Source organism: Oryzophilus luti (assembly GCF_059726245.1).
In genome coordinates this window covers 312,065-330,563 of sequence record NZ_AP040874.1, presented here as the reverse complement: position 1 = coordinate 330,563, position 18,499 = coordinate 312,065, and the positions used below count along the sequence as shown (strand labels likewise).

General features: G+C 61.8%; 24 protein-coding genes. All 24 read left to right on the top strand.

The features are described from left to right. Positions 1–164 precede the first annotated feature (164 nt). The 24 genes from AC6IZO_RS01390 to flgL all read left to right on the top strand — a co-directional run bounded on the left by AC6IZO_RS01390 (position 165) and on the right by flgL (position 18,471). Complete coding sequence (locus AC6IZO_RS01390) at positions 165–455, top strand: FliM/FliN family flagellar motor switch protein (RefSeq protein ID WP_497807237.1); 291 nt, start codon at positions 165–167, stop codon at positions 453–455. Beyond that, positions 452–934, top strand: coding sequence for a flagellar biosynthetic protein FliO (locus AC6IZO_RS01385; RefSeq protein ID WP_497807235.1), 483 nt, complete (start codon positions 452–454; stop codon positions 932–934). Before AC6IZO_RS01390 ends, AC6IZO_RS01385 begins: the two co-directional genes overlap by 4 nt. Beyond that, positions 931–1,677, top strand: a complete 747-nt coding sequence (gene fliP / locus AC6IZO_RS01380; protein ID WP_497807233.1) for a flagellar type III secretion system pore protein FliP — start codon at positions 931–933, stop codon at positions 1,675–1,677. The genes AC6IZO_RS01385 and fliP overlap by 4 nt, the downstream gene beginning before the upstream one ends. Beyond that, a complete protein-coding gene (locus tag AC6IZO_RS01375; RefSeq protein ID WP_497807231.1) occupies positions 1,677–1,946 on the top strand; it encodes a flagellar biosynthetic protein FliQ in 270 nt (89 codons plus the stop codon). The genes fliP and AC6IZO_RS01375 overlap by 1 nt, the downstream gene beginning before the upstream one ends. A 5-nt stretch (positions 1,947–1,951) precedes the next feature. Continuing rightward, the gene (fliR, locus tag AC6IZO_RS01370) at positions 1,952–2,716 is read left to right on the top strand and encodes a flagellar biosynthetic protein FliR (protein ID WP_497807229.1); all 765 of its coding nucleotides are present in this window, start codon (positions 1,952–1,954) and stop codon (positions 2,714–2,716) included. Between the two features lie 3 nt (positions 2,717–2,719). Next, positions 2,720–3,778 (top strand): EscU/YscU/HrcU family type III secretion system export apparatus switch protein, encoded by a 1,059-nt coding sequence (locus AC6IZO_RS01365; protein ID WP_497807227.1) that lies wholly within the window; start codon positions 2,720–2,722, stop codon positions 3,776–3,778. After that, complete coding sequence (gene flhA / locus AC6IZO_RS01360; protein ID WP_497807225.1) at positions 3,775–5,853, top strand: flagellar biosynthesis protein FlhA; 2,079 nt, start codon at positions 3,775–3,777, stop codon at positions 5,851–5,853. The genes AC6IZO_RS01365 and flhA overlap by 4 nt, the downstream gene beginning before the upstream one ends. Positions 5,854–5,872: 19 nt before the next feature. Beyond that, the gene (locus tag AC6IZO_RS01355) at positions 5,873–6,688 is read left to right on the top strand and encodes a FliA/WhiG family RNA polymerase sigma factor (RefSeq protein ID WP_497807223.1); all 816 of its coding nucleotides are present in this window, start codon (positions 5,873–5,875) and stop codon (positions 6,686–6,688) included. After that, positions 6,673–7,644 (top strand): flagellar motor switch protein FliM, encoded by a 972-nt coding sequence (locus AC6IZO_RS01350; RefSeq protein ID WP_497807221.1) that lies wholly within the window; start codon positions 6,673–6,675, stop codon positions 7,642–7,644. The genes AC6IZO_RS01355 and AC6IZO_RS01350 overlap by 16 nt, the downstream gene beginning before the upstream one ends. After that, entirely contained in the window at positions 7,641–8,543 is a 903-nt protein-coding gene (locus tag AC6IZO_RS01345; RefSeq protein WP_497807219.1) for a FliM/FliN family flagellar motor switch protein, read from the top strand. The genes AC6IZO_RS01350 and AC6IZO_RS01345 overlap by 4 nt, the downstream gene beginning before the upstream one ends. A gap of 9 nt (positions 8,544–8,552) precedes the next feature. Continuing rightward, on the top strand, positions 8,553–9,422 hold the full coding sequence (locus tag AC6IZO_RS01340) for a cyclic di-GMP-binding domain-containing protein, MshE-related (RefSeq protein ID WP_497807217.1): 870 nt from the start codon (positions 8,553–8,555) through the stop codon (positions 9,420–9,422). 39 nt (positions 9,423–9,461) lie between these two features. Further along, complete coding sequence (locus tag AC6IZO_RS01335; RefSeq protein ID WP_497807215.1) at positions 9,462–9,827, top strand: hypothetical protein; 366 nt, start codon at positions 9,462–9,464, stop codon at positions 9,825–9,827. 57 nt (positions 9,828–9,884) lie between these two features. Continuing rightward, positions 9,885–10,262, top strand: coding sequence for a response regulator (locus AC6IZO_RS01330; protein ID WP_497807213.1), 378 nt, complete (start codon positions 9,885–9,887; stop codon positions 10,260–10,262). 3 nt (positions 10,263–10,265) lie between these two features. Continuing rightward, positions 10,266–10,757 (top strand): chemotaxis protein CheX, encoded by a 492-nt coding sequence (locus tag AC6IZO_RS01325; protein WP_497807211.1) that lies wholly within the window; start codon positions 10,266–10,268, stop codon positions 10,755–10,757. Between the two features lie 196 nt (positions 10,758–10,953). Continuing rightward, positions 10,954–11,685: a flagellar basal-body rod protein FlgF gene (gene flgF / locus AC6IZO_RS01320; RefSeq protein ID WP_497807209.1), complete on the top strand. Its 732-nt coding sequence runs from the start codon at positions 10,954–10,956 to the stop codon at positions 11,683–11,685. 8 nt (positions 11,686–11,693) lie between these two features. Beyond that, complete coding sequence (flgG, locus tag AC6IZO_RS01315) at positions 11,694–12,482, top strand: flagellar basal-body rod protein FlgG (protein ID WP_497807207.1); 789 nt, start codon at positions 11,694–11,696, stop codon at positions 12,480–12,482. Between the two features lie 2 nt (positions 12,483–12,484). Further along, complete coding sequence (locus tag AC6IZO_RS01310) at positions 12,485–13,063, top strand: hypothetical protein (protein ID WP_497807205.1); 579 nt, start codon at positions 12,485–12,487, stop codon at positions 13,061–13,063. Then, positions 13,060–13,779, top strand: coding sequence for a flagellar basal body L-ring protein FlgH (locus AC6IZO_RS01305; protein WP_497807203.1), 720 nt, complete (start codon positions 13,060–13,062; stop codon positions 13,777–13,779). The genes AC6IZO_RS01310 and AC6IZO_RS01305 overlap by 4 nt, the downstream gene beginning before the upstream one ends. Positions 13,780–13,853: 74 nt before the next feature. After that, positions 13,854–15,071: a flagellar basal body P-ring protein FlgI gene (locus AC6IZO_RS01300; protein ID WP_497807201.1), complete on the top strand. Its 1,218-nt coding sequence runs from the start codon at positions 13,854–13,856 to the stop codon at positions 15,069–15,071. Continuing rightward, a complete protein-coding gene (locus AC6IZO_RS01295; RefSeq protein WP_497807199.1) occupies positions 15,071–15,433 on the top strand; it encodes a hypothetical protein in 363 nt (120 codons plus the stop codon). Before AC6IZO_RS01300 ends, AC6IZO_RS01295 begins: the two co-directional genes overlap by 1 nt. A 133-nt stretch (positions 15,434–15,566) precedes the next feature. Beyond that, positions 15,567–15,851: a flagellar biosynthesis anti-sigma factor FlgM gene (gene flgM / locus AC6IZO_RS01290; RefSeq protein ID WP_497807197.1), complete on the top strand. Its 285-nt coding sequence runs from the start codon at positions 15,567–15,569 to the stop codon at positions 15,849–15,851. Next, on the top strand, positions 15,852–16,190 hold the full coding sequence (locus AC6IZO_RS01285) for a hypothetical protein (protein WP_497807195.1): 339 nt from the start codon (positions 15,852–15,854) through the stop codon (positions 16,188–16,190). Positions 16,191–16,199: 9 nt separating this feature from the next. After that, the gene (gene flgK, locus AC6IZO_RS01280; RefSeq protein WP_497807193.1) at positions 16,200–17,558 is read left to right on the top strand and encodes a flagellar hook-associated protein FlgK; all 1,359 of its coding nucleotides are present in this window, start codon (positions 16,200–16,202) and stop codon (positions 17,556–17,558) included. A 13-nt stretch (positions 17,559–17,571) separates the two neighbouring features. Beyond that, positions 17,572–18,471: a flagellar hook-associated protein FlgL gene (flgL, locus tag AC6IZO_RS01275; protein WP_497807191.1), complete on the top strand. Its 900-nt coding sequence runs from the start codon at positions 17,572–17,574 to the stop codon at positions 18,469–18,471. Positions 18,472–18,499 lie beyond the last annotated feature (28 nt).

Below are 18,499 nucleotides of genomic sequence, written 5' to 3'. Positions count from 1 at the left end.
GCTCTCATCTCGGGCACGGTAAGTTCTTCTCTTCTTTTGCCCCGGCTCCAACCTTTGCGGCACGCAGATTGCAACACACAGTTCGTACGGGGACTGACAGGGATCGAACGTGCTTCACATACACCGCTCGTTTCCAATCCAGAGCAGCACCCGGCATCGCACGCATGGCAACTGAACCGCTGATGAACGAACTGATCACGCAGCCAGAGGCTCCGCAGCTGGTGCACGACCCATTTGCAGAAGTGCGCTGGCTCACCTGCACACTCGCAATCGAAGTTCCTGTGCCGCACTTCACAGTCGGCGATCTGCTGCGACTTGCACCCGGCGATACGGTCAACTCCGAGTGGCTGCAGGGCGCGGACATTCCGCTTTCCGTCAACGGCAAGCTCATCGGCTGGACCGAGTTCGAGGTTGTAGATAACCAGCTCGCCATACGGCTGACCCAACTGGCATGAAGAACCGACGCAAACCCGCCGCTCCGCAGACCGCGTTTCAGGCTGCGCTCTCCCGTCAGCTTTCGTCCACCACGCTACGCGAGCGCCTTCGCACAGCCTTCACACGCCTGTTTCACCTGCTGCGGGCGCAGAGCCACACGCATTCGAGGCAGCTACGCGTGATGGAAATGGCCAGTCTTGGGGAGAAGCGCTTTGTGGCCGTGGTGCAGTACGGCGCTCAGCAGTTCCTCGTAGGCGGCGCAGCTGGCAGCGTGAGCCTGCTGTCCGGGCTCACTGCCGCACCAGAGACAAAACGGCCTGCCCCACTGCGCAAACCACGTCAGCAGCGGCGCAACAACTCCCCCGCACTCACCCGGGCGGAGAGCCGCAAGCTCGTCTCGCTGCTGGCGCCATCGCCCGGTCAGTTGACGTCCGAGCCTGCTGCATCCAAATCGCGTGGCACGCGTCGCGCAGCCCCGTCGATGGAGAAGCTGGCATGAGGCTCCCGCGCATGGGCGTGTTGCTTGCGTTGCTGCTGGCTGCTCCAGCGGCATTCGCTGGGCCTGTGCCTCTCGCGCCTCCGCCCAACGCACAGCCATTCGGCGGCTTCGGAGTCGCAGGGCAGACACCGTGGACAATTCTGGTCTTACTCACGGTGCTGACGCTGCTACCGGCTCTGCTGCTCTCGATGACGCCGTTCGTGCGCCTGCTCATCGTCTTTCACTTTCTGCGTCAGGCGCTCGGCACGCAAACGGCCCCAAGCAATCAGACGCTGATCGGCCTCTCGCTGGTGATGACCTTCTTCCTCATGCAACCAGTCGGCGTCGCCATTCAGCAGAAGGCGATTGTGCCGCTGCAGTCAGGAAAGATTGATGCTTTCCAGGCCGTCGCGCTCGGCTCGGAACCAGTGAAGGGATTCATGCTTCGCTATGCGCGCCAGAAGGACCTTGCACTGTTTCTCGAGCTTGCACATGAAGCAAAGCCATCCGACATCTCCACGTTGCCAATGCGGGTGGTGGCACCCGCGTACCTGATCTCCGAATTGAAAGCTGGCTTCCAGATCGGCGCCGTGCTGTTTCTCCCCTTTCTCGTAATTGACATGGTCGTCGCCTCGATCACGACCTCGGTCGGCATGATGCAACTGCCCCCCGTGGTCATTTCCACGCCAATCAAGCTGATGTTGTTCGTGATGGTGGATGGCTGGAACCTGCTGGTGGGTTCCCTGATGAGGAGCTTTGCCTGATGCCGATGGAAGACATTGTGCAACTCGGCCGCAACACACTGATGGCGGCGCTCATCATCGGCACCCCTATTCTGCTGGTGGCGACCGTCGTCAGCCTGCTGGTCAGCATCGGGCAGGTGCTCACAAGCGTGCAGGAAAGCACGATTGCGACCGTGCCGCGCCTGCTCGTAACGGCCGCGACCATCATGCTGATGCTGCCGTGGATTCTGCGACACCTGGAAATGTTCACGCTCGGATTGTTCTCCGACTTTCGCCCGCTGTTGAAGTAACGCGAATGATGACGCTCGACCAACTCGTAACTGCTGTGCTCACCGTGGGGATGCGCGTGAGCGGGCTGTTGCTCTTCGCGCCGGTCTTTGGTGGCTCGTCGGTTCCTGCGCGCATCAAGGTGGGGCTGGCTGTGATGTTGACCGCCGTGCTCTATCCCTCGGTGGCGCAGTTGCATGTGCCGGTCACTTTGGGCGCGTGGCTCCAGGTCTGTCTCAGCGAGGTTGTCATTGGCGTCTTGCTGGGGCTGGCAACCACCGTGGTCTTCGATGGCGTGCAATTTGCCGGGCAGGTCCTGGGCGTGCAGATGGGCTATTCGCTGGTCAGCGTCTTTGACCCGACGACGCAGGCGGATACCCCGGTGCTCGGCGTCTTCTACCAGATGATCGCCATCCTGATCTTCCTGCGGCTCGATGTGCACCACTGGCTTCTGCGCGGCATGGCGCGCAGCTTTGACTACCTGCCCAGCGGCACCATGCTGACCGGCGCAGGTGTGGTGGAAGGCGCATTTCACGCGGCGGCGGCGATATGGGTATGTGGACTGCAGATTGCCGCGCCCGCGCTGGCGGCAACCATGATGGCCGACATTGTGCTGGCCTTCGTCGGCAAAGCGTCACCGCAGTTGCCCGTGATGCTGGTTGGAATTTCGCTAAAGGCGATGCTGGGCATGTTGACCACCATCGCCGCTATGGCCCTGTGGCCGCACTGGTTTGAACGTTACTTTGCCGACTCCATCCGTTGGACGGAGCGGCTGCTGCGATTGGCGCATTAAACGATGGGCGACAGCAACAAATCCGAGAAGCCGACTCCGCGAAGACTGGAGAAGGCGCGCGAGCAGGGGCAGGTTGCACGCAGCCGGGACCTTGCGAGTGCGCTCGCCATGATGACCGGAATCTTCGTGATTTCAGCACAACTGCCTTCGCACTTAGCCGAATGGAAGCGCCTGTTCTACGCGCTGCTGAGCCGCGCCGCGAGCGAGGACATTCATTTTGGCAGCCCCGTCATCGCGTGGTCCGCCAAATTGATTGTGATGTGGACCGTGCTGCCGCTGGGCGCGGTATGGGCCATGACGCTGCTGGCCTCATTCGCACAGGGCGGCTTCCTGATCGCACCCAAGGCACTGGCTTTCAAGCCCGACCGGCTGAATCCGGTGGGCAAGCTGAAGCAGATATTCTCCACCGTCACGCTGGTCAACATGCTGAAGTCGCTGGTGCCGACCGGCATCATCATCTACCTCGCATACGGCATCTTCGAGCGCAATTGGCGCTCCATGATGGCCGGGGTGGACGGCTCAGCCTCCAGCATCGGCGCCAACATCGCTGGCACGCTCTTCGAGCTGTTCTGGAAGGCAGGGCTGGTGCTCGTCATCTGGTCGGCGGTGGATTACATCGCGATCCGACAGAAGCTGCAAGGCGACTTAAAGATGAGTCGCGAGGAACTGAAAGAAGAATTCAAGGAAACAGAAGGCAATCCACACACCAAGTCGCGCATCCGGCGCCTGCAACGGCAGGCCCGCCGCGGACGCATGTTGAAGGACGTGCAGAAGGCCACGGTGATCGTCACCAACCCAACGCACTTTGCGGTTGCGCTCGAATACCGCATCGACATGGCCGCGCCCGTCGTGGTCGCCAAGGGGCGGAACTTGGTCGCGCAGCAGATCAAGGAACTGGCGCGCTGGCACGGCGTGCCCATCATGGAGAACCCTCCGCTGGCGCAGGCGTTGTTCAAGTCGGTTGAGATTGGGCAGGAGATTCCTGCCAAGCTCTACGCCGCCGTGGCGGAAATTCTTGCCTTCGTCTTCCGCATGCAGGCCAAGGCCGGAGGTGTGCGATGACCGCAGCCGCCAACGCACCTAAGTCCGCCACGCGCGGCAGCATCGTGGACTGGCTACTGCCCAGCGCCGCGGTATCACTGGTCTTTGTGATGCTGGTGCCTCTGCCTGGATTGCTGCTCGACCTGCTGCTGGCGCTCAGCGCTACCACCAGCGTGATCGTGCTGCTCTCGGCGGTGCACATTCTGAAGCCGGTGCAGTTCTCCATCTTCCCCAGCCTGCTGCTGTTGCTCACGCTCTTCCGGCTGGCGCTCAATCTGGCGAGCAGCCGCCGCATTCTGCTGCACGGCAACGAGGGCACGGCTGCGGCAGGCGCGGTCATACAGGCCTTTGGACAGTTCGTCGTTGGCGGCAATTACATCGTCGGGTTCGTGCTGTTCATCGCGCTGATCGCAATCCAGTTTGTCGTGGTCAGCCACGGCGCAGTGCGCACCGCCGAAGTCACCGCACGCTTCACGCTCGACGCCATGCCCGGCAAGCAGATGGCGATTGACGCCGACCTGAATGCCGGACTGATTGATGAGCACCAGGCACGCGAGCGGCGCGAGGCCGTGTCGCGCGAAGCCGAATTCTACGGTGCCATGGATGGCGCGGCCCGCTTCAGCCAGCGTGACGCCATCGCCACCATCCTCATTACGGCCATCAACATCGTCGCCGGGCTGCTCATCGGCGTCTTCCAGCTCGACATTCCTTTCATGGAAGCCGTGAAGACCTACACGGTGCTGACCGTTGGCGACGGACTGGTGACGATGATTCCGGCGCTGCTGGTGTCAGTCGCAGGCGGCATGGTGGTCACGCGCGCGTCCTCCGGCAGCTCGCTCGGTGGCGATCTCCAGAAGCAGTTGTTCGCCAAATCTCGTCCGCTCTGGATTGCCGGTGGAGCGATGCTCTCGCTCGCACTCATCCCCGGTCTGCCAAAGTTCTCCTTCTTCCTGATGGCCTCGGGCGCATTCGCACTGGCCTGGAAGCTGAGCAAGCAGGAGAAAGCAGCAGCGGCCGCTGCCGAGAAGGAACAGAAAGCCACGCCCTCTGCGGCCGCCACCGAAGCACTCGATCAGCTGCTGGCACTCGACGATCTAGCGCTCGAGGTCGGCTATGGGTTGGTGCCGCTGGTCGACGCCAAACAGGGAGGGCAGTTGCTCCAGCGCGTGCGCGCGCTGCGCCGCCACCTGGCACAACAACTCGGCTTCATCATCCCCAGTGTCCACATCACGGACAACCTGCGCCTGAAGCCGCGCGAATACGTTATCTACACGCGCGGCGTGGAAATTGCACGCTGGGAGATTCCCGATGGGCAACTGCTCGCCATCAGCTCCGATCCGCAGCCGCCAAAGCTGCCCGGCGTCGAGACCCGTGAACCAGCCTTCGGCGTGCCGGCGCGCTGGATTGCCCCGAGCCTTGAGGAACAGGCACTGGCCGCTGGCTACGCCGTCATCGACCCGACCTCGGTGTTGGCCACGCACTTGTCAGAGATCATCAAGCAGCACGCGCATGAGTTGCTCTCCCGCATGGAGACCAAGCGGCTGCTCGACAGACTCAACGACTCGTATCCAAAGCTGCTGGAAGAGTTGGTGCCCAAGCTCATGACTCTCGGTGAGGTACAGCGCGTGTTGCAGAACCTGCTGCGCGAGCAGGTGCCGATTCGCGATCTCGGCACCATTCTGGAGACACTGGCGGAGATCGCGCCCACGAGCAAGCACCCGGTGCTGCTGGTGGAGGCGGTTCGTCAGGCACTCGGGCGCGCGCTTGTCAGGCCGCTGCTCACCGACGATGGCGCACTGCGCGTGGTCACGCTCGATCCTCACATTGAGGAAGAACTGGCGATGGCCTTCAACCCGCAGCTTCCCCCCGCAGGTTCGCAGGGGCTGCAACCTTCATTCGTCCGCCGCGTGCTGGAAGGGCTGCGACGGCTCATGGGCGGGCAGACGCCCACGGCAACACCCATCATTCTCTGCTCCACGCCCGGCCGCTATCACCTGCGGCGGATTCTTGAACCCTTTTTGCCCAAGGTAGTCGTTCTTTCGCCGGGGGAAATTCCTCCGGTCGTCCCCGTGCACTCCATAGGGGTTGTGAATTGATTTGCAAGAGGACCGCGTCATGACGAATACAGACAATCCGTATTCCCACAGCCTGAGCGAAGAGGAGCGCAATCGCATCCTGCTCGACCAGCTTCCACAGGTGCGCTACATCGCACGGCATATCCACGACCGCCTGCCGCAACACGTTCCTCTCGAGGACCTCGTCCACGCCGGAGTGCTGGGGCTGATCGACGCGCTCAACAAATATGACTTTGCCAAGCAGGTGCAGTTCAAGACCTACGCAAAGTTTCGTATCCGCGGCGCGATTCTCGACAGCCTGCGCGAGTTGGACTGGAGTCCGCGCGATCTGCGACGCAAGGCACGCATGCTGGAGGAGGTCACCGCCAAGCTCAGTCACGAACTGGGCCGCTCGCCGAGCGAGTTGGAGCTTGCCGCCGAGTTACAGATGCCACTGGAAGAATTTCATCATCTGCTCGGAGAACTCGACGGACTTGATATCGGCAGCATGCGCATTGAGAGCAATGAGGACGGCCGCGAGGAGGACTTGTGCGAGTACCTGCCCGGCAACCCCGAGGAAAGCCCGTACTTCATCACCCTGCGCTCGGAGATGAAATCTCTGCTCGCGCGCTCTATCTCTGAGCTGACAGAGAAGGAACAGCAGGTGCTCTCGCTCTACTACTACGAAGAACTGACCATGAAAGAAGTCGGGGCTGTACTCGGCGTCGGAGAGTCGCGCGTCTCGCAGATTCACTCGATGGCGCTGATACGGCTGCGCACGCGGCTGCAGGAATTGCTGGCCTCAAAGGCCGTCCCCGCGCACCTCGCCGCGCGCGCCGTCAGCCAGACCCTGGAGGCGACATGGAAAAGGTACTGAACCAGGATGAAATCGATGCGATGTTCCGCGCAGCGCTCGGGCGCGCCAACGCACAGGTGAACGAGAAGGTGCAGCCATGCGATTTTCGCCAGGCCGGCCAGATCAAGAAGGATCAGGTACGCGCCATCAGCCAGTTGCATGAAGGCTTTGCCCGCAACCTGACCAATGCGCTCGGTGCCTACCTGCGCGTCGTCTTCGATACCAACCTCGTCTCGGTGGAGCAATTGACGTTCCGCGAATTTCTGGCGCGCGTGCCGGACGTGGCATACCTCGCTTCGTTCCGCGTGGAGCCGCTCGGCGTGTTGGCGGCCATTGAGCTTGACCTATCGCTGGCGTTTCCCATCATTGACCTGCTTCTCGGCGGACGCGGCCGCTCGTCAAATGACAAACGCGAGGTCACCGAGATCGAAGAGCAGATTCTTCAGGGCGTGGTGCAGATTCTCTGCCACGAACTGCAGAGTGCCTGGACTTCGATCAACGTCACGTTCGAGTTTGCTGAACGCCTTACTGAAGCCCAAATTCAGCGACTGATGCCCCCGACCGACAAAACGCTCTGCCTCAGCTTTGAAATCCGCATGCCGGAATCGCGCGGCATGCTCAACGTCTCGCTGCCAGCCGTCGTCAGCAACCAGTTACTTCGCACGCTGGATCGCGAGACTCGATTCGATCAGCGCCGCTCCGCACCCGAGGTGGCACGCCGGATGCGCGAGCACGCGCTTGAGTTTTCCTTCGGCTTTGACCTCACGCTTCCTGAAATGAAGATCAGCATCGACCGCTTGGTGGGCATGAGGCCCGGAGACATTCTGCCGCTGCCACACTCGGCTTCCGTGCCAGCCTCAGCGATTGTGGCGCGTCGTGCTCTATTCGCGGCGCTTCCTATACGCTCGCAAACCACGCGTGCGGCACAGGTTCTTGAGTGGATTCCAGAATCAGCGGACGAAAGGAAGATTCAATGAGCGAACCTGTCTCCGGAACCAGCTTCTTCATCGAAACTTTGTCGGACGCGACGCGGAATGTACTCTCGCAGATCGCCGGACGCGACGTCACACTCGAGATCGCGGCGGCGGAGCCTGCTGATTCCGGCATTGACATTTCCTTCTCCACAACCGAACCGCTGGGTGGCGAGTTCACCCTCCGTTTCGACACACATCAGGCCATCCTCGGCGCGGCACTGCTCACCGGCGAGACCGTAACCGACACCAGCGAGTTCACGGACGAAGTCAAAGAGGCGCTGGAAGAACTGATCCGGCAGATCTGCGGGGCAGCCGCCAGTGTGCTTCGCCAGCGCTACGGGTCGCTCGAGGTACAACACCAGTCCGACCTGCACCCAGACTTTGCAGATTGCACGGTGCGCTCGCTCGCCATCGACGCCGGTGAAAGCAGGGTTGAGTTCCAACTGATTCTCACTAAGCCACTGACTGACGCCTTGGATCAGAGCGAGAAGCGCCGGGCCGACGAAGAGAGCGCGCAGGCCTCCACCCCGATGGAGGCAGCCCCCGTGGAGGACGCGACAGTGCCCGCTTCTGCGTCGGTGCCACGCCCGCCAGTTCCCCAGGTACTGGCAAGCCAGGAGAGAGCGCAACGCATGCTGCGTGATTCCAACCTCGACATCCTGCTGGATCTCGAGCTGGCGGTCAGCCTGCGCTTCGGCAGCCGCAACATGCTGCTGAAGGAAATTCTCGAACTCACTTCCGGCTCCGTAGTGGAATTGGACCGCCGCGTTCAGGAGCCTGTGGACCTGTTGATTGACAACCGCCTTATTGCGCGTGGAGAGGTCGTACTCGTCGATGGGCACTACGGATTGCGCGTGATTGAAGTTGCGCCTCCCCGCGACCGCATCGCATGTTTGCCCTAGGAGATTCGAATGGAACTCGACATGACATTGGCTCAACCGCAGCTCAGCCGCTGGAAGCGGCCACTGCAGCAGCTGGGACTGCTTGGTCCACGCTGCGCCCGCCCCGGCTGCGGCAACTCCAGCACATCGTTGGCAAACATGCTGCGGCGTTTTGAGGCTGTTATGGTGAATGGCTCGGATTGGTATTGCAGCGCGGACTGTGTGGAGGCCGCTATTGCCGAAGAAGCCGGGCGCATACGCTACGCGAGTGCCCGCCGGCCAGTGCTGACGCGCATGCCGATCGGCCTGCTGCTGCTTTCACGCGGAGCCATCACGGAAGAGCAGTTGCGCCAGGCCGTTTGCGAGCATGGCAGCAGCGGTATGCGTCTGGGAGAGTGGCTGTGCGAGCAGGGCTACGCAACAGAGGAGGACATCGCGGCGGCGCTCTCCGTGCAGTGGGCGTGCCCGGTCTTCCCTTCGGCCAGCATCCAGGCGGGCTGCGCCGCGCTGTTGCCCGGTGCATTATTGCGGCGTCATCGAATGCTTCCGGTGCATTTCACGGCCTCCACGCGCAATCTGTATGTCGCATTCGCGGATGCGATCGACCACACCGCACTCTATGCCATTGAGCGCATTCTGCATTGCCATACCGAGCCCTGCGTGGTTCCGGACACGGTCATTGAACGCGGCCTTCGGCAACGGAGTTCCTGTTCAGAAAACGAGAAGTCTTTTTCCCGCATCGAGTCGGGCGCAGCCATCGCCCGCACCGTGCGTGAGTTCATCCAGCAGCTTGGAGCGGAAGACGTCCGGCACGCCACCTGCGAAGGCGCCCTCTGGGTACGGGTAATCAGCCATAAGAGGTTCATGGATTTGACCTTCCTGGCACAGGAAAACAGTTAAAGTTCGACGCCAATGTGTCGATGAGTTGTGCAGGCCGTCATGAACTCAACACTGCAACTCGAAGACACACGGAGATGGACAGCGCCACGTTCAGATGAGGCGGTGACGCAATACGCTGAACCAAGCCTTGAGAACAGGCTGACGCGGGTGGAGGATTTGTTGGCGGGCAACGTCCTTGACCTAGCAAAGCTGGTCGAGACGATCGGCTCGCTCCCGGAGCTTGCGTTTGCGCTCCGGCGCACAGCAAGCTGCGAAGCAGTGGGCAACTGCACTCTGGCTGATGCGGTGGTGCTTGCCGGACGCGATGGGGTCCGCTTGATGGCCGCTGAATTCAGTGCTCTGCACGCACCGTTGAAGAAGAACCGCCCGACGCTGGTCTTCCGGCCGCGGGCGCGGCGGCGTTAGAAAGTTCCAATGGACGGCACCGTTCCGTCTGGAATGAAGAATTGAGGTAGCGAACCTATGAACCAGATCAAAGCTCTCATCGTGGATGACTCTTCGGTGATGCGAAAAATCGTTGAGCGTTCCCTTCGGCAGGCCGGGCTGGACCTGTCGCAGGTCTTCGAGGCTGGCAACGGCGTGGAAGCCCTGGGCGTGCTCAATGAGCATCGCGTCGATCTCATCCTCAGTGACATCAACATGCCCGTGATGGACGGCCTGGAGTTCGTGCGCCAGGTGCAGGCCACCGAGTCTTCCAACATTCCCGTCGTCATGATCACCACGGAAGGCAGCGAGTCCAACGTGGTGCAGGCTCTCTCGCTGGGAGCCAAGGGATACATTCGCAAGCCCTTCACTCCCGACCAGGTGAAGGAGCACGTACTTCCGGTCTTAGGACGATGACGCATGGCCGCGACCGACACTTTTGCCAACCACCTTCCGGCGGACCGCAGCAGTTGGAAGCCTCTGCTGGAGCTCTCCACGCAGGAAGTTTTTGAAATCATGCTGGCAACGCCGCTGAAACCACACCTGGAGAACACGGCGCCGCCCAATTCGGATTTCACCGCCATGGTGGGGCTGGCAGGCCAGCTCTGCGGCGTGCTGAGCATCCGCTGCTGCCAGGATGCGGCACGCATCATGACCGCAAAGATGCTGGGCATGCCTGCCGAACAGATGAGCGACGACAGCTTTGATGCACTCGGCGAGATTGCCAACATGATCGCCGGTAACTTCAAGGCCAAACTCAGCGGCATCGGCAACCATTGCATGCTGTCTGTCCCCACGGTGATCAGCGGCAATGACTACCAGACCCGGTCGCTTGCCGACGGCATGTCCGTGGATGCGGTGATGGAGTTCGGCGAGTATCCCGTCTGGGTCACGCTCGAACTGCATACGTAGAGATACTCTCTGGTTCGCTCCTTGCGGCACGCGGCCTGTTGCGCTGCGTGCCATTCCTTGTCTTCGCAGCATGATTAGGTTTCTCTCACCTCCATACGACCACGCCTCCCGGCTCGCGACACCACCCCCGGCTTCTAAGCCAACTCCAATTCAATTTGGCCCGTGGGTTGCACTTCCTTTGCGCGGAGGTTGCACCTTGAACAGCGGATTCTATGCGGCGTGCTCGGGACTGGTCTCCAGGATGCAGCAACTTGATCTGGTGGCGCACAACCTGGCCAACGCCAACACGAATGGCTACCGGGGCGAGGCCGTGGACTTCCGCACGGTGCTGGTGGCGCGCTCTCCCCTGCGACTCGTGGGCGCCAGCGAGGTCAACCAATTCGGCACGCTGGGCGACACGCGGCTGGACCTGGCGCAGGGCAACCTGCAGCAAACGGGAAACTCGCTCGATTTCGGCATAGAAGGCAAGGGCTTCTTTGCGGTGCAGACGGCCAACGGCACCCGCTACACGCGCAACGGAAACTTCCGCCTTTCTTCCACAGGCATGCTGGTGACCCAGGAAGGCGACGCGGTACTGGGCACCAACGGCCCTGTGCGCGTTCCGAGCGGCAATTTTGCGGTCAGCACGGACGGCACCATCTCCGCCGACGGCGCCGTTGCCGGCAAATTGCAGGTGGTGGAGTTTGCCGACAGCTCGCAACTCACCAACCTAGGCAATGGACTGTATGACGCGCCGAAGGCCGCGGCGCAACCCGCCACTGCTTCCAGCGTCCGCCAGGGCATGGTGGAAAGCTCGAACGTAAATCCGGTCAGCGCCGCCGTGGGACTCGTTGCGCTGCAACGCCACGCCGAGATGCTCAACCGCGTGCTCAACATGTTCCACACCGAAATGAACAAGACTGCGGCTGAAGACCTGCCGCGCGTATAGGAGATCCGATGTTTCGAGCCTTGTATACCGGCGCCAGCGGCATGATGGCCCAGCAGACCAACCTGGACAACATCGCCAACAATCTTTCGAACTCCAGCACCGCGGGCTTCCGCCGCCGCCGCGTGCAGTTCCAGGACATGATGTACCAGAACCTTGTAATGCCGGGCTCGGCCGCCACCAGCCAGACCGTTTCGGCAGGTTTGCAGATTGGCCTTGGCTCGCGCTCGGCCGCCACCGAGATCATTCAGTCGCAGGGCGACTTCCAGACCACGGGCAATACGCTCGATATCGCCATACAGGGCGCGGGCTTCTTCCAGGTCACCATGCCCGATGGCTCCACTGCCTATACGCGCAGCGGCTCGTTCCACCTCGACCAGGCGGGCAACGTTGTCACCGCCGACGGCGACGCACTCACGCCTGCCATCACCATTCCGAGCAACGCCACTTCGGTCGCCATCGGCGCCGATGGCACGGTCAGCATCACGCAGGCCGGCCAGACGCAGTCGCAGACCGTCGGCAACATTCAGCTTGCAATGTTCCCGAACCCGGGCGGGCTGAACAGCATTGGCAAGAACCTGTTCATGCCTACCACCGCCTCGGGCGACGCCATTGTCGGCACGCCCGGCGGTTCAGAAGGCCTTGGCACGGTGGCACAGGGAATGCTCGAACAGTCGAACGTGAACGTGGTGGAAGAGTTCGTCGAGATGATCATGGCTCAGCGCAGTTACGAGTCGAATTCGCGCGTCGTCAACGCCGCCGACCAGATGTTCCAGCAGGTGAACCAGCTCGGACGCTGACCATGAGCGCACGTCCTCAACCCGGCTCTCTCTCCGCAAGGCAGGCAGGCGCCATGCGCGCGCGCAACCACGCCGCGCTGGCGCTCGCCCTGTTGTGGCCCATCTTTGCATGGGCGGCAAAGCCGGACGCACAGTACCGCGCCGAGTTGGCGAACATGCTCGTGTCTCGCATAGGCGTGACGGGAATCGCCGGAGAGCAGATCGAGCTGTCAGCAAGGCCATTGTGTGCCGCAAACGAGATCACCGTGCGCTCCGTGCGCCGCAACGAGTTCGGACAGATGCTGCTCTCTCTGCAGTGCCCCGGCGAGCCAGTTCCCTTCTCCGCGGCCCTCACCGCGACAGTTAAGACCACAGCTCCGAAACCGTTCAAGCCACGGACACCGCTTCTTCGCGCAGGCACTGTCGTTCCGCTCGAGCTGCGCTCCGCAGGAATGTCGGTCTTCACTCGAGGAACCGTGCTGGCCGCCGCCTTCGCAGGCGAACCCGTCCGCGTTCGCGCCGCGCGCACGCATCGCGTCTATCAGGCGCAGTTGCTTGCTGACGGGAACGTCCGCGCCGAACTGCCGGGAGAAGCACAATGAATATTTCCACAAAATTGCAGCGGCTATTTCTTGCGCTCATCGCCATAGCTCTCCTTGCGGTACCCTGCTCCGCTTCCAAGAAGAAGGAGAAGAAAGAACAATCGCCGCAGGCTTCGCTGGAACAGTACTTGAAGCAGTTTCCGAAGCAGGAGGCGCCGACCGCGCCGCAGACGCTGGGCAGCCTGTGGACCAACACCAGCAACCTCTCCGACCTGTGCACGGACTATCGCTCGCACCGCGTGGGAGAAGCCATACAGATACAGATTGTGGAGCAGACGTTGATGTCGGCCTCGCAGTCGGTGAACAACTCGCGCGCGTTCACCACCAGTTCGGCAATCACGGGTCTGCCCGGGAAGCTGAAGACCGGCGGCATGAATCCTCTGCTCGGCGCCAACTCCAGCACCACACTCAAAGGCAGCGGGCAGACCGCAGGCGCCAGTTCACTGAAAACCACGCTCACCGGACAGATTGTGGCCGTGCTGCCAAATGGCAGCCTGGTTGTGGAGGCGCGCCGCGACGTGATGATGAACAACGAGCGGCAAACGGTTGCACTGCGCGGGTTGGTGCGCCCCGGCGACGTTGCCAGTGACAACTCGGTGCTCTCCACGCAACTTGCCAACCTTGAGGTCGAGGTCAAAGGCAAGGGCGTCATCAGTGACGCCACGCACAGGCCGAACATCTTCATGCGCTTGCTGCTGAAGCTGGTGGAGTTCTAGGGATGCGCACACGGATGCTTCCGCTCATTGTCCTTGCTGTGTGCGCGCCGCTCTGCGCACAGCAGCCCGCGCCCGTGTTCTATTCCGAACCGGCGGCTTCCGAGCCACAGCCGCCATTGCTACCCGCACTCGCACCGAAGCAGGATGCAGCCCCCGCCCGGCAGGTTTCGGTCGACGAGGCGCAAGACGCGGCAAAACCGATCGCTAGCCTCTCCGACCGCCAACGGCCCCTCTCGGTCACCACTGGCTACACCACGGTCCGCCACGTAAGGGTGCGCGACATCTCCACTATTGAAGGTGTGCGCGACAACCTCCTCATCGGCTACGGGCTCGTGGTTGGCCTGAACGGCCGCGGCGACAGCCGGCAGACGGTCTTCACAACGCAGATGCTGGCGAACGTGCTCCAGCGGATGGGCATGCAAGTGGCGCCAACGCAACTGCGCGTCAACAACGTAGCGGCCGTCTTCGTCACCGCCACGCTGCCGCCGTTTGCGCGCCCCGGCTCTCAACTCGATATCACCGTATCCTCCACTGGCGACGCAAAATCACTCGAAGGCGGAACACTGTTGCTGACACCATTGCGTGCCGCCGACGGCCAGGTCTATGCCGAGGCGCAGGGCCCGTTGACCACCGGCGGTTACGCGGCAGGTGGCGGCGGAAGTAACAAGCAGGTGAACCAGCCGAACAACGCCCGCGTGCCCGGTGGAGCCATCGTCGAGCGCGACAACTCAATCGAGCTTGCGTCACTGCCCAGGCTGAGCCTTCTGCTGCGGCAGGCGGATTTCACAACCGCGGAACTGGTCGCCGGCGGAATCAACCGCGAGGTTGCAGGAAGTACCGCGCACGTAATCGACAGCCGCCGCATCGAACTGACGCCACCCGCGGGAATGCCACACGCGGAACTATTGAGCCGCGTGCAGAACGTGGCCGTTGACGTGCCGACGCCGGCGCGCGTGGTGGTGAATGAGCGCACGGGCACCGTCGTCATGGGGCGTGACGTCAAACTCGGCGCGGTCTCCATCCTCCACGGCAACTTGACCATCGAGGTCAAAACCGAATACCAGGTCTCCCAGCCAGGCCCATTCTCGCAGGGAAGGACTGAGGTGGTGCCACAGACGACTGTCACCGCCAAGGAAGCTCCGGCGAACCGTATTCAACTGAGTGAAGGCGCAACTGTGGAGCAGTTGGTCAACGGGTTGCAAAGCATTGGCGCCACAGCACGCGACGTGGTCTCCATTCTGCAGGCGTTGAAGGCCGCCGGGGCACTGCAGGGCGAACTGGAGGTGATGTGATGAGCAGTTCGATTTCGCAGCTTTCGGCCGCCGATGCACTGAACAACCGCTTTGCGTCCGATGCGCTTCACACAGGCGGCGACGCGCGCAAGATCCGCGAAGGCGCCAGTGAATTTGAGGCCATGCTTATCGGCCAGGTAATGGAAAAACTGCAAAAGAGCTTTGCCTCAACCGACGAAGGAGATGCCGACCCGGCGCACGATACGGTCTCCAGTCTCGGCACGCAGGCCATTGCCCGTATGCTGGCAGAGCGTCATGCCTTCGGCATCAGCGACATGCTCGTACAGGCAATGTCCGGACAATCAGCCGTAGCTAGGACGACAGCGGCGGGAACTCCGACTCAAAAGGAACCTGAAAAGTAACACGCGAACTATCAAGGTTGTGACCAACCTGCCGATGAGAGATTTGGAAGGCAAAGAAAGGCTCGAAATCGATTAAAGCTTTCTCAGCAATTGCCGATAGGTTAATTGCAGGTGATTTCGAAGAGGTATCCCCATGAGGATTGATAACACAAACGTTGGCGCCGTCAACATTCTGCAGAATTCAGGCTCGCCGCAGCGCGCCCAGAGTTCACAGGCAGGCGTGAAGCATGAAGGCGGTGTGGTTGCAAGTCTGTCTTCCACTTCGCAGACCGTCAGCAGTGCGGCGGCCGGTGACGACATCCGTCAGGATCGCGTGGCGGCCCTGAAGGGCGCCATCGACGCGGGCATCTACCAGGTCGACACGGCAAAGGTTGCGGGCGCGATGATGGATACGGCGGTCGCCACACGGATGCGATAAGTGGCGGACACACGCACATCGACGGAGCCTGCGGAAGCGAGACGACTTCTCACGGAGCTGCTCTTCGCCATCCAGCAGGGCCAGCACGCGCTGTCCCACTGGGATGCCGAGGCGTTCTCATCGGCGGTGGCCGAGCAACAGCGCCTATGCACCGTGCTGTCGGCGGTGCCGCTCGATACGGGCGATGCCGAGGCTTGTCACCTCTTCGGGCAACTTCGCGACGCGCTAGCGACCTATCGCCAGGCGGTTGCCAAGGGGGAGCGTTGGTGCGCTACCCTCAACCGCATCTACAACCTGACTGAAGAGCGCGCGCCGGGACTCCGGTCGGAGCGTGTGTGAGGAGCGTCCATGTCGACCTCTCTGTTTGGCACGCTGAATTCGGCACTCAACACGCTGCAGGTGCAACAGGCCGCGGTGGAAGTCTCCACCGCCAACATTGCCAACTCCAATACTGACGGCTATTCGCGGCGGCGCGCCGTATTGCAGGAAGCCGTGCCGAACAACGACGGCACGCCCGGCGGCGTAACGCTGGCCCGCGTGGAAAGCCTGCGCGACAACGTACTTGAGCTGCGCATTCAGGAAGAAACGCAGGCACAGACCGCCAACGATACCATCAGCAACGCGCTTCAGCCGGTGCAGTTGCTCTTTCAATCAGGCAGCAACTCGGTCGGCGACCAGATGACGGCGTTCTTCAACGCCCTGCAGAATCTCTCAACCTCTCCGGCGGACAGCTCCCTGCGCCAGGCGGTGCTGACCGCTGCCAACAACCTTGCAAGCAGTTTTCAGACGGCATCGGCCAACCTGACGAGCACGCGCAACACGCTCGACCTGCAACTCTCGCAGGCGGTCAACACCGTCAACACGGACACCAAGCAGATCGCTGCGCTCAACATACAGATCCAGACACTTCAGGCGGAAGGCAAGGATGCCTCAGACCTCGTGGACAAGCGGGCTGTCCTCATCACCGACCTATCCAAGCAGATGGACGTCAATCAGTTCAGCGACAGCGAAGGCCTGACGCTGACCACAAAGGACGGCGCACCGCTCGTCATCGGCGGACGCTCCTACGACATTTCCGCGCAAACCGACCCCGCCACCGGCGACACGCACATCTATTCCGGCGCGAATGACATCACGGCGCAGATCAGCGGCGGCGCCATGGGCGGCACTATCACCGCGCGCGACGTGAATCTCAATGACCTGCAGAGCCAGCTCGATACGCTCGCCGAAGGCCTGGGCACGGCGCTGAATACCGCCAACTCCAGCGGCTACGATGCCAACGGAAACGCGGGCGGCAACCTGTTCAGCTTCACCACAGGCAGTGGAGCAGCCGCATCGTTTAAGACCGCGATCACCGATCCGGCGCTCATCGCGGCCAGTTCCGACACGGCATCTGGCGGCAACGGGAACGTCAGCAAGCTGCTCGGCGTACAGAGCCAGACGCTCGCCAATGGACAGACTCCACTCAACGCCTACTCGAAGATCGTTTACACCGTAGGCTCCAAAATCTCCGACGCACAGTCAGCTTCGAGTGCCGCCGGCACCATTCTGCAACAGCTTCAGGATCAGCAAAGCGCTATTTCCGGCGTGAACATTGATGAAGAGGTCACCAAACTAGTGCTCTACCAGCGGACGTATCAGGCGGCGGCCAAGATCATCAGCATCGTCGATTCCATGCTGCAAACATCGATCAACATGTTCCAGTAGACGAGGTACCGATATGCGCGTCAACCCGAACACCACCTCCGACATGCTCAACTGGCTCTCGCAGGCCAAGCAGGCTGAGGACACGTATCTTCAGCAGCTCTCTTCCGGCAAGCGCGTCAACGTACCTTCGGACGACCCTGCGGCGGCCGCTGCCAACGTGGCACAGACCGCACGCAGCGCGCAGGACGATCAATACATCCAGAGCAACTCGAGCATTGAGCAGTCGCTGAGCATGGCCGACTCCACCCTCAGTTCGGTGGTGACGGCCCTGACACGCGCTATCACCCTGGGCACCAATGGCGCCACCGACACACTCTCCAACTCCGACCGCCAGGCGCTGGCCAATGAGATCGACGGCATCAAGAGCCAGATCCTTGGGCTGGCCAACACGACCTTCAATGGGCAATACCTGTTTGCAGGCACCAACACGCAGGTGACACCCTATGTTGCCGATGCCACGCAAAGCTCTGGCGTGCGCTATGACGGCAACACGCAGCAGAACATCGTCGACGTTGGCGCGGGCCTCTCCGTGGCCGCCAACCAGCCCGGCAGCAGCATCTTCAACCAGAGCGGCAAGGACGTGTTCGCCGCTCTCACAACCTTAAGCACGGCACTGCGCAGCAATGACACCGCCGCCGTAGCCACCGCCACCAGCGGCATTCGCACCGCGCTCGATGGCGTAAGCGCCTCGCGCGTCTTTTACGGCAACGCCGTGAACCAGGTGCAGGCGCAGGACACCTACCTGAACCAGGAGAAGATCAACATTGCCAGCTACCAGAATCAGTTGGTGGGTGCGGACATGACCACCGCTGTCGCCAACCTGTCACAGGCGCAACTGGCGCGACAGGCCACCATGCAGGCCATGGGCCGCACCATGAACATGACCCTGCTGAATTACCTGCCCAATTCCTAGCTAGACCTGATTCCTCTCTGAAGGCGCC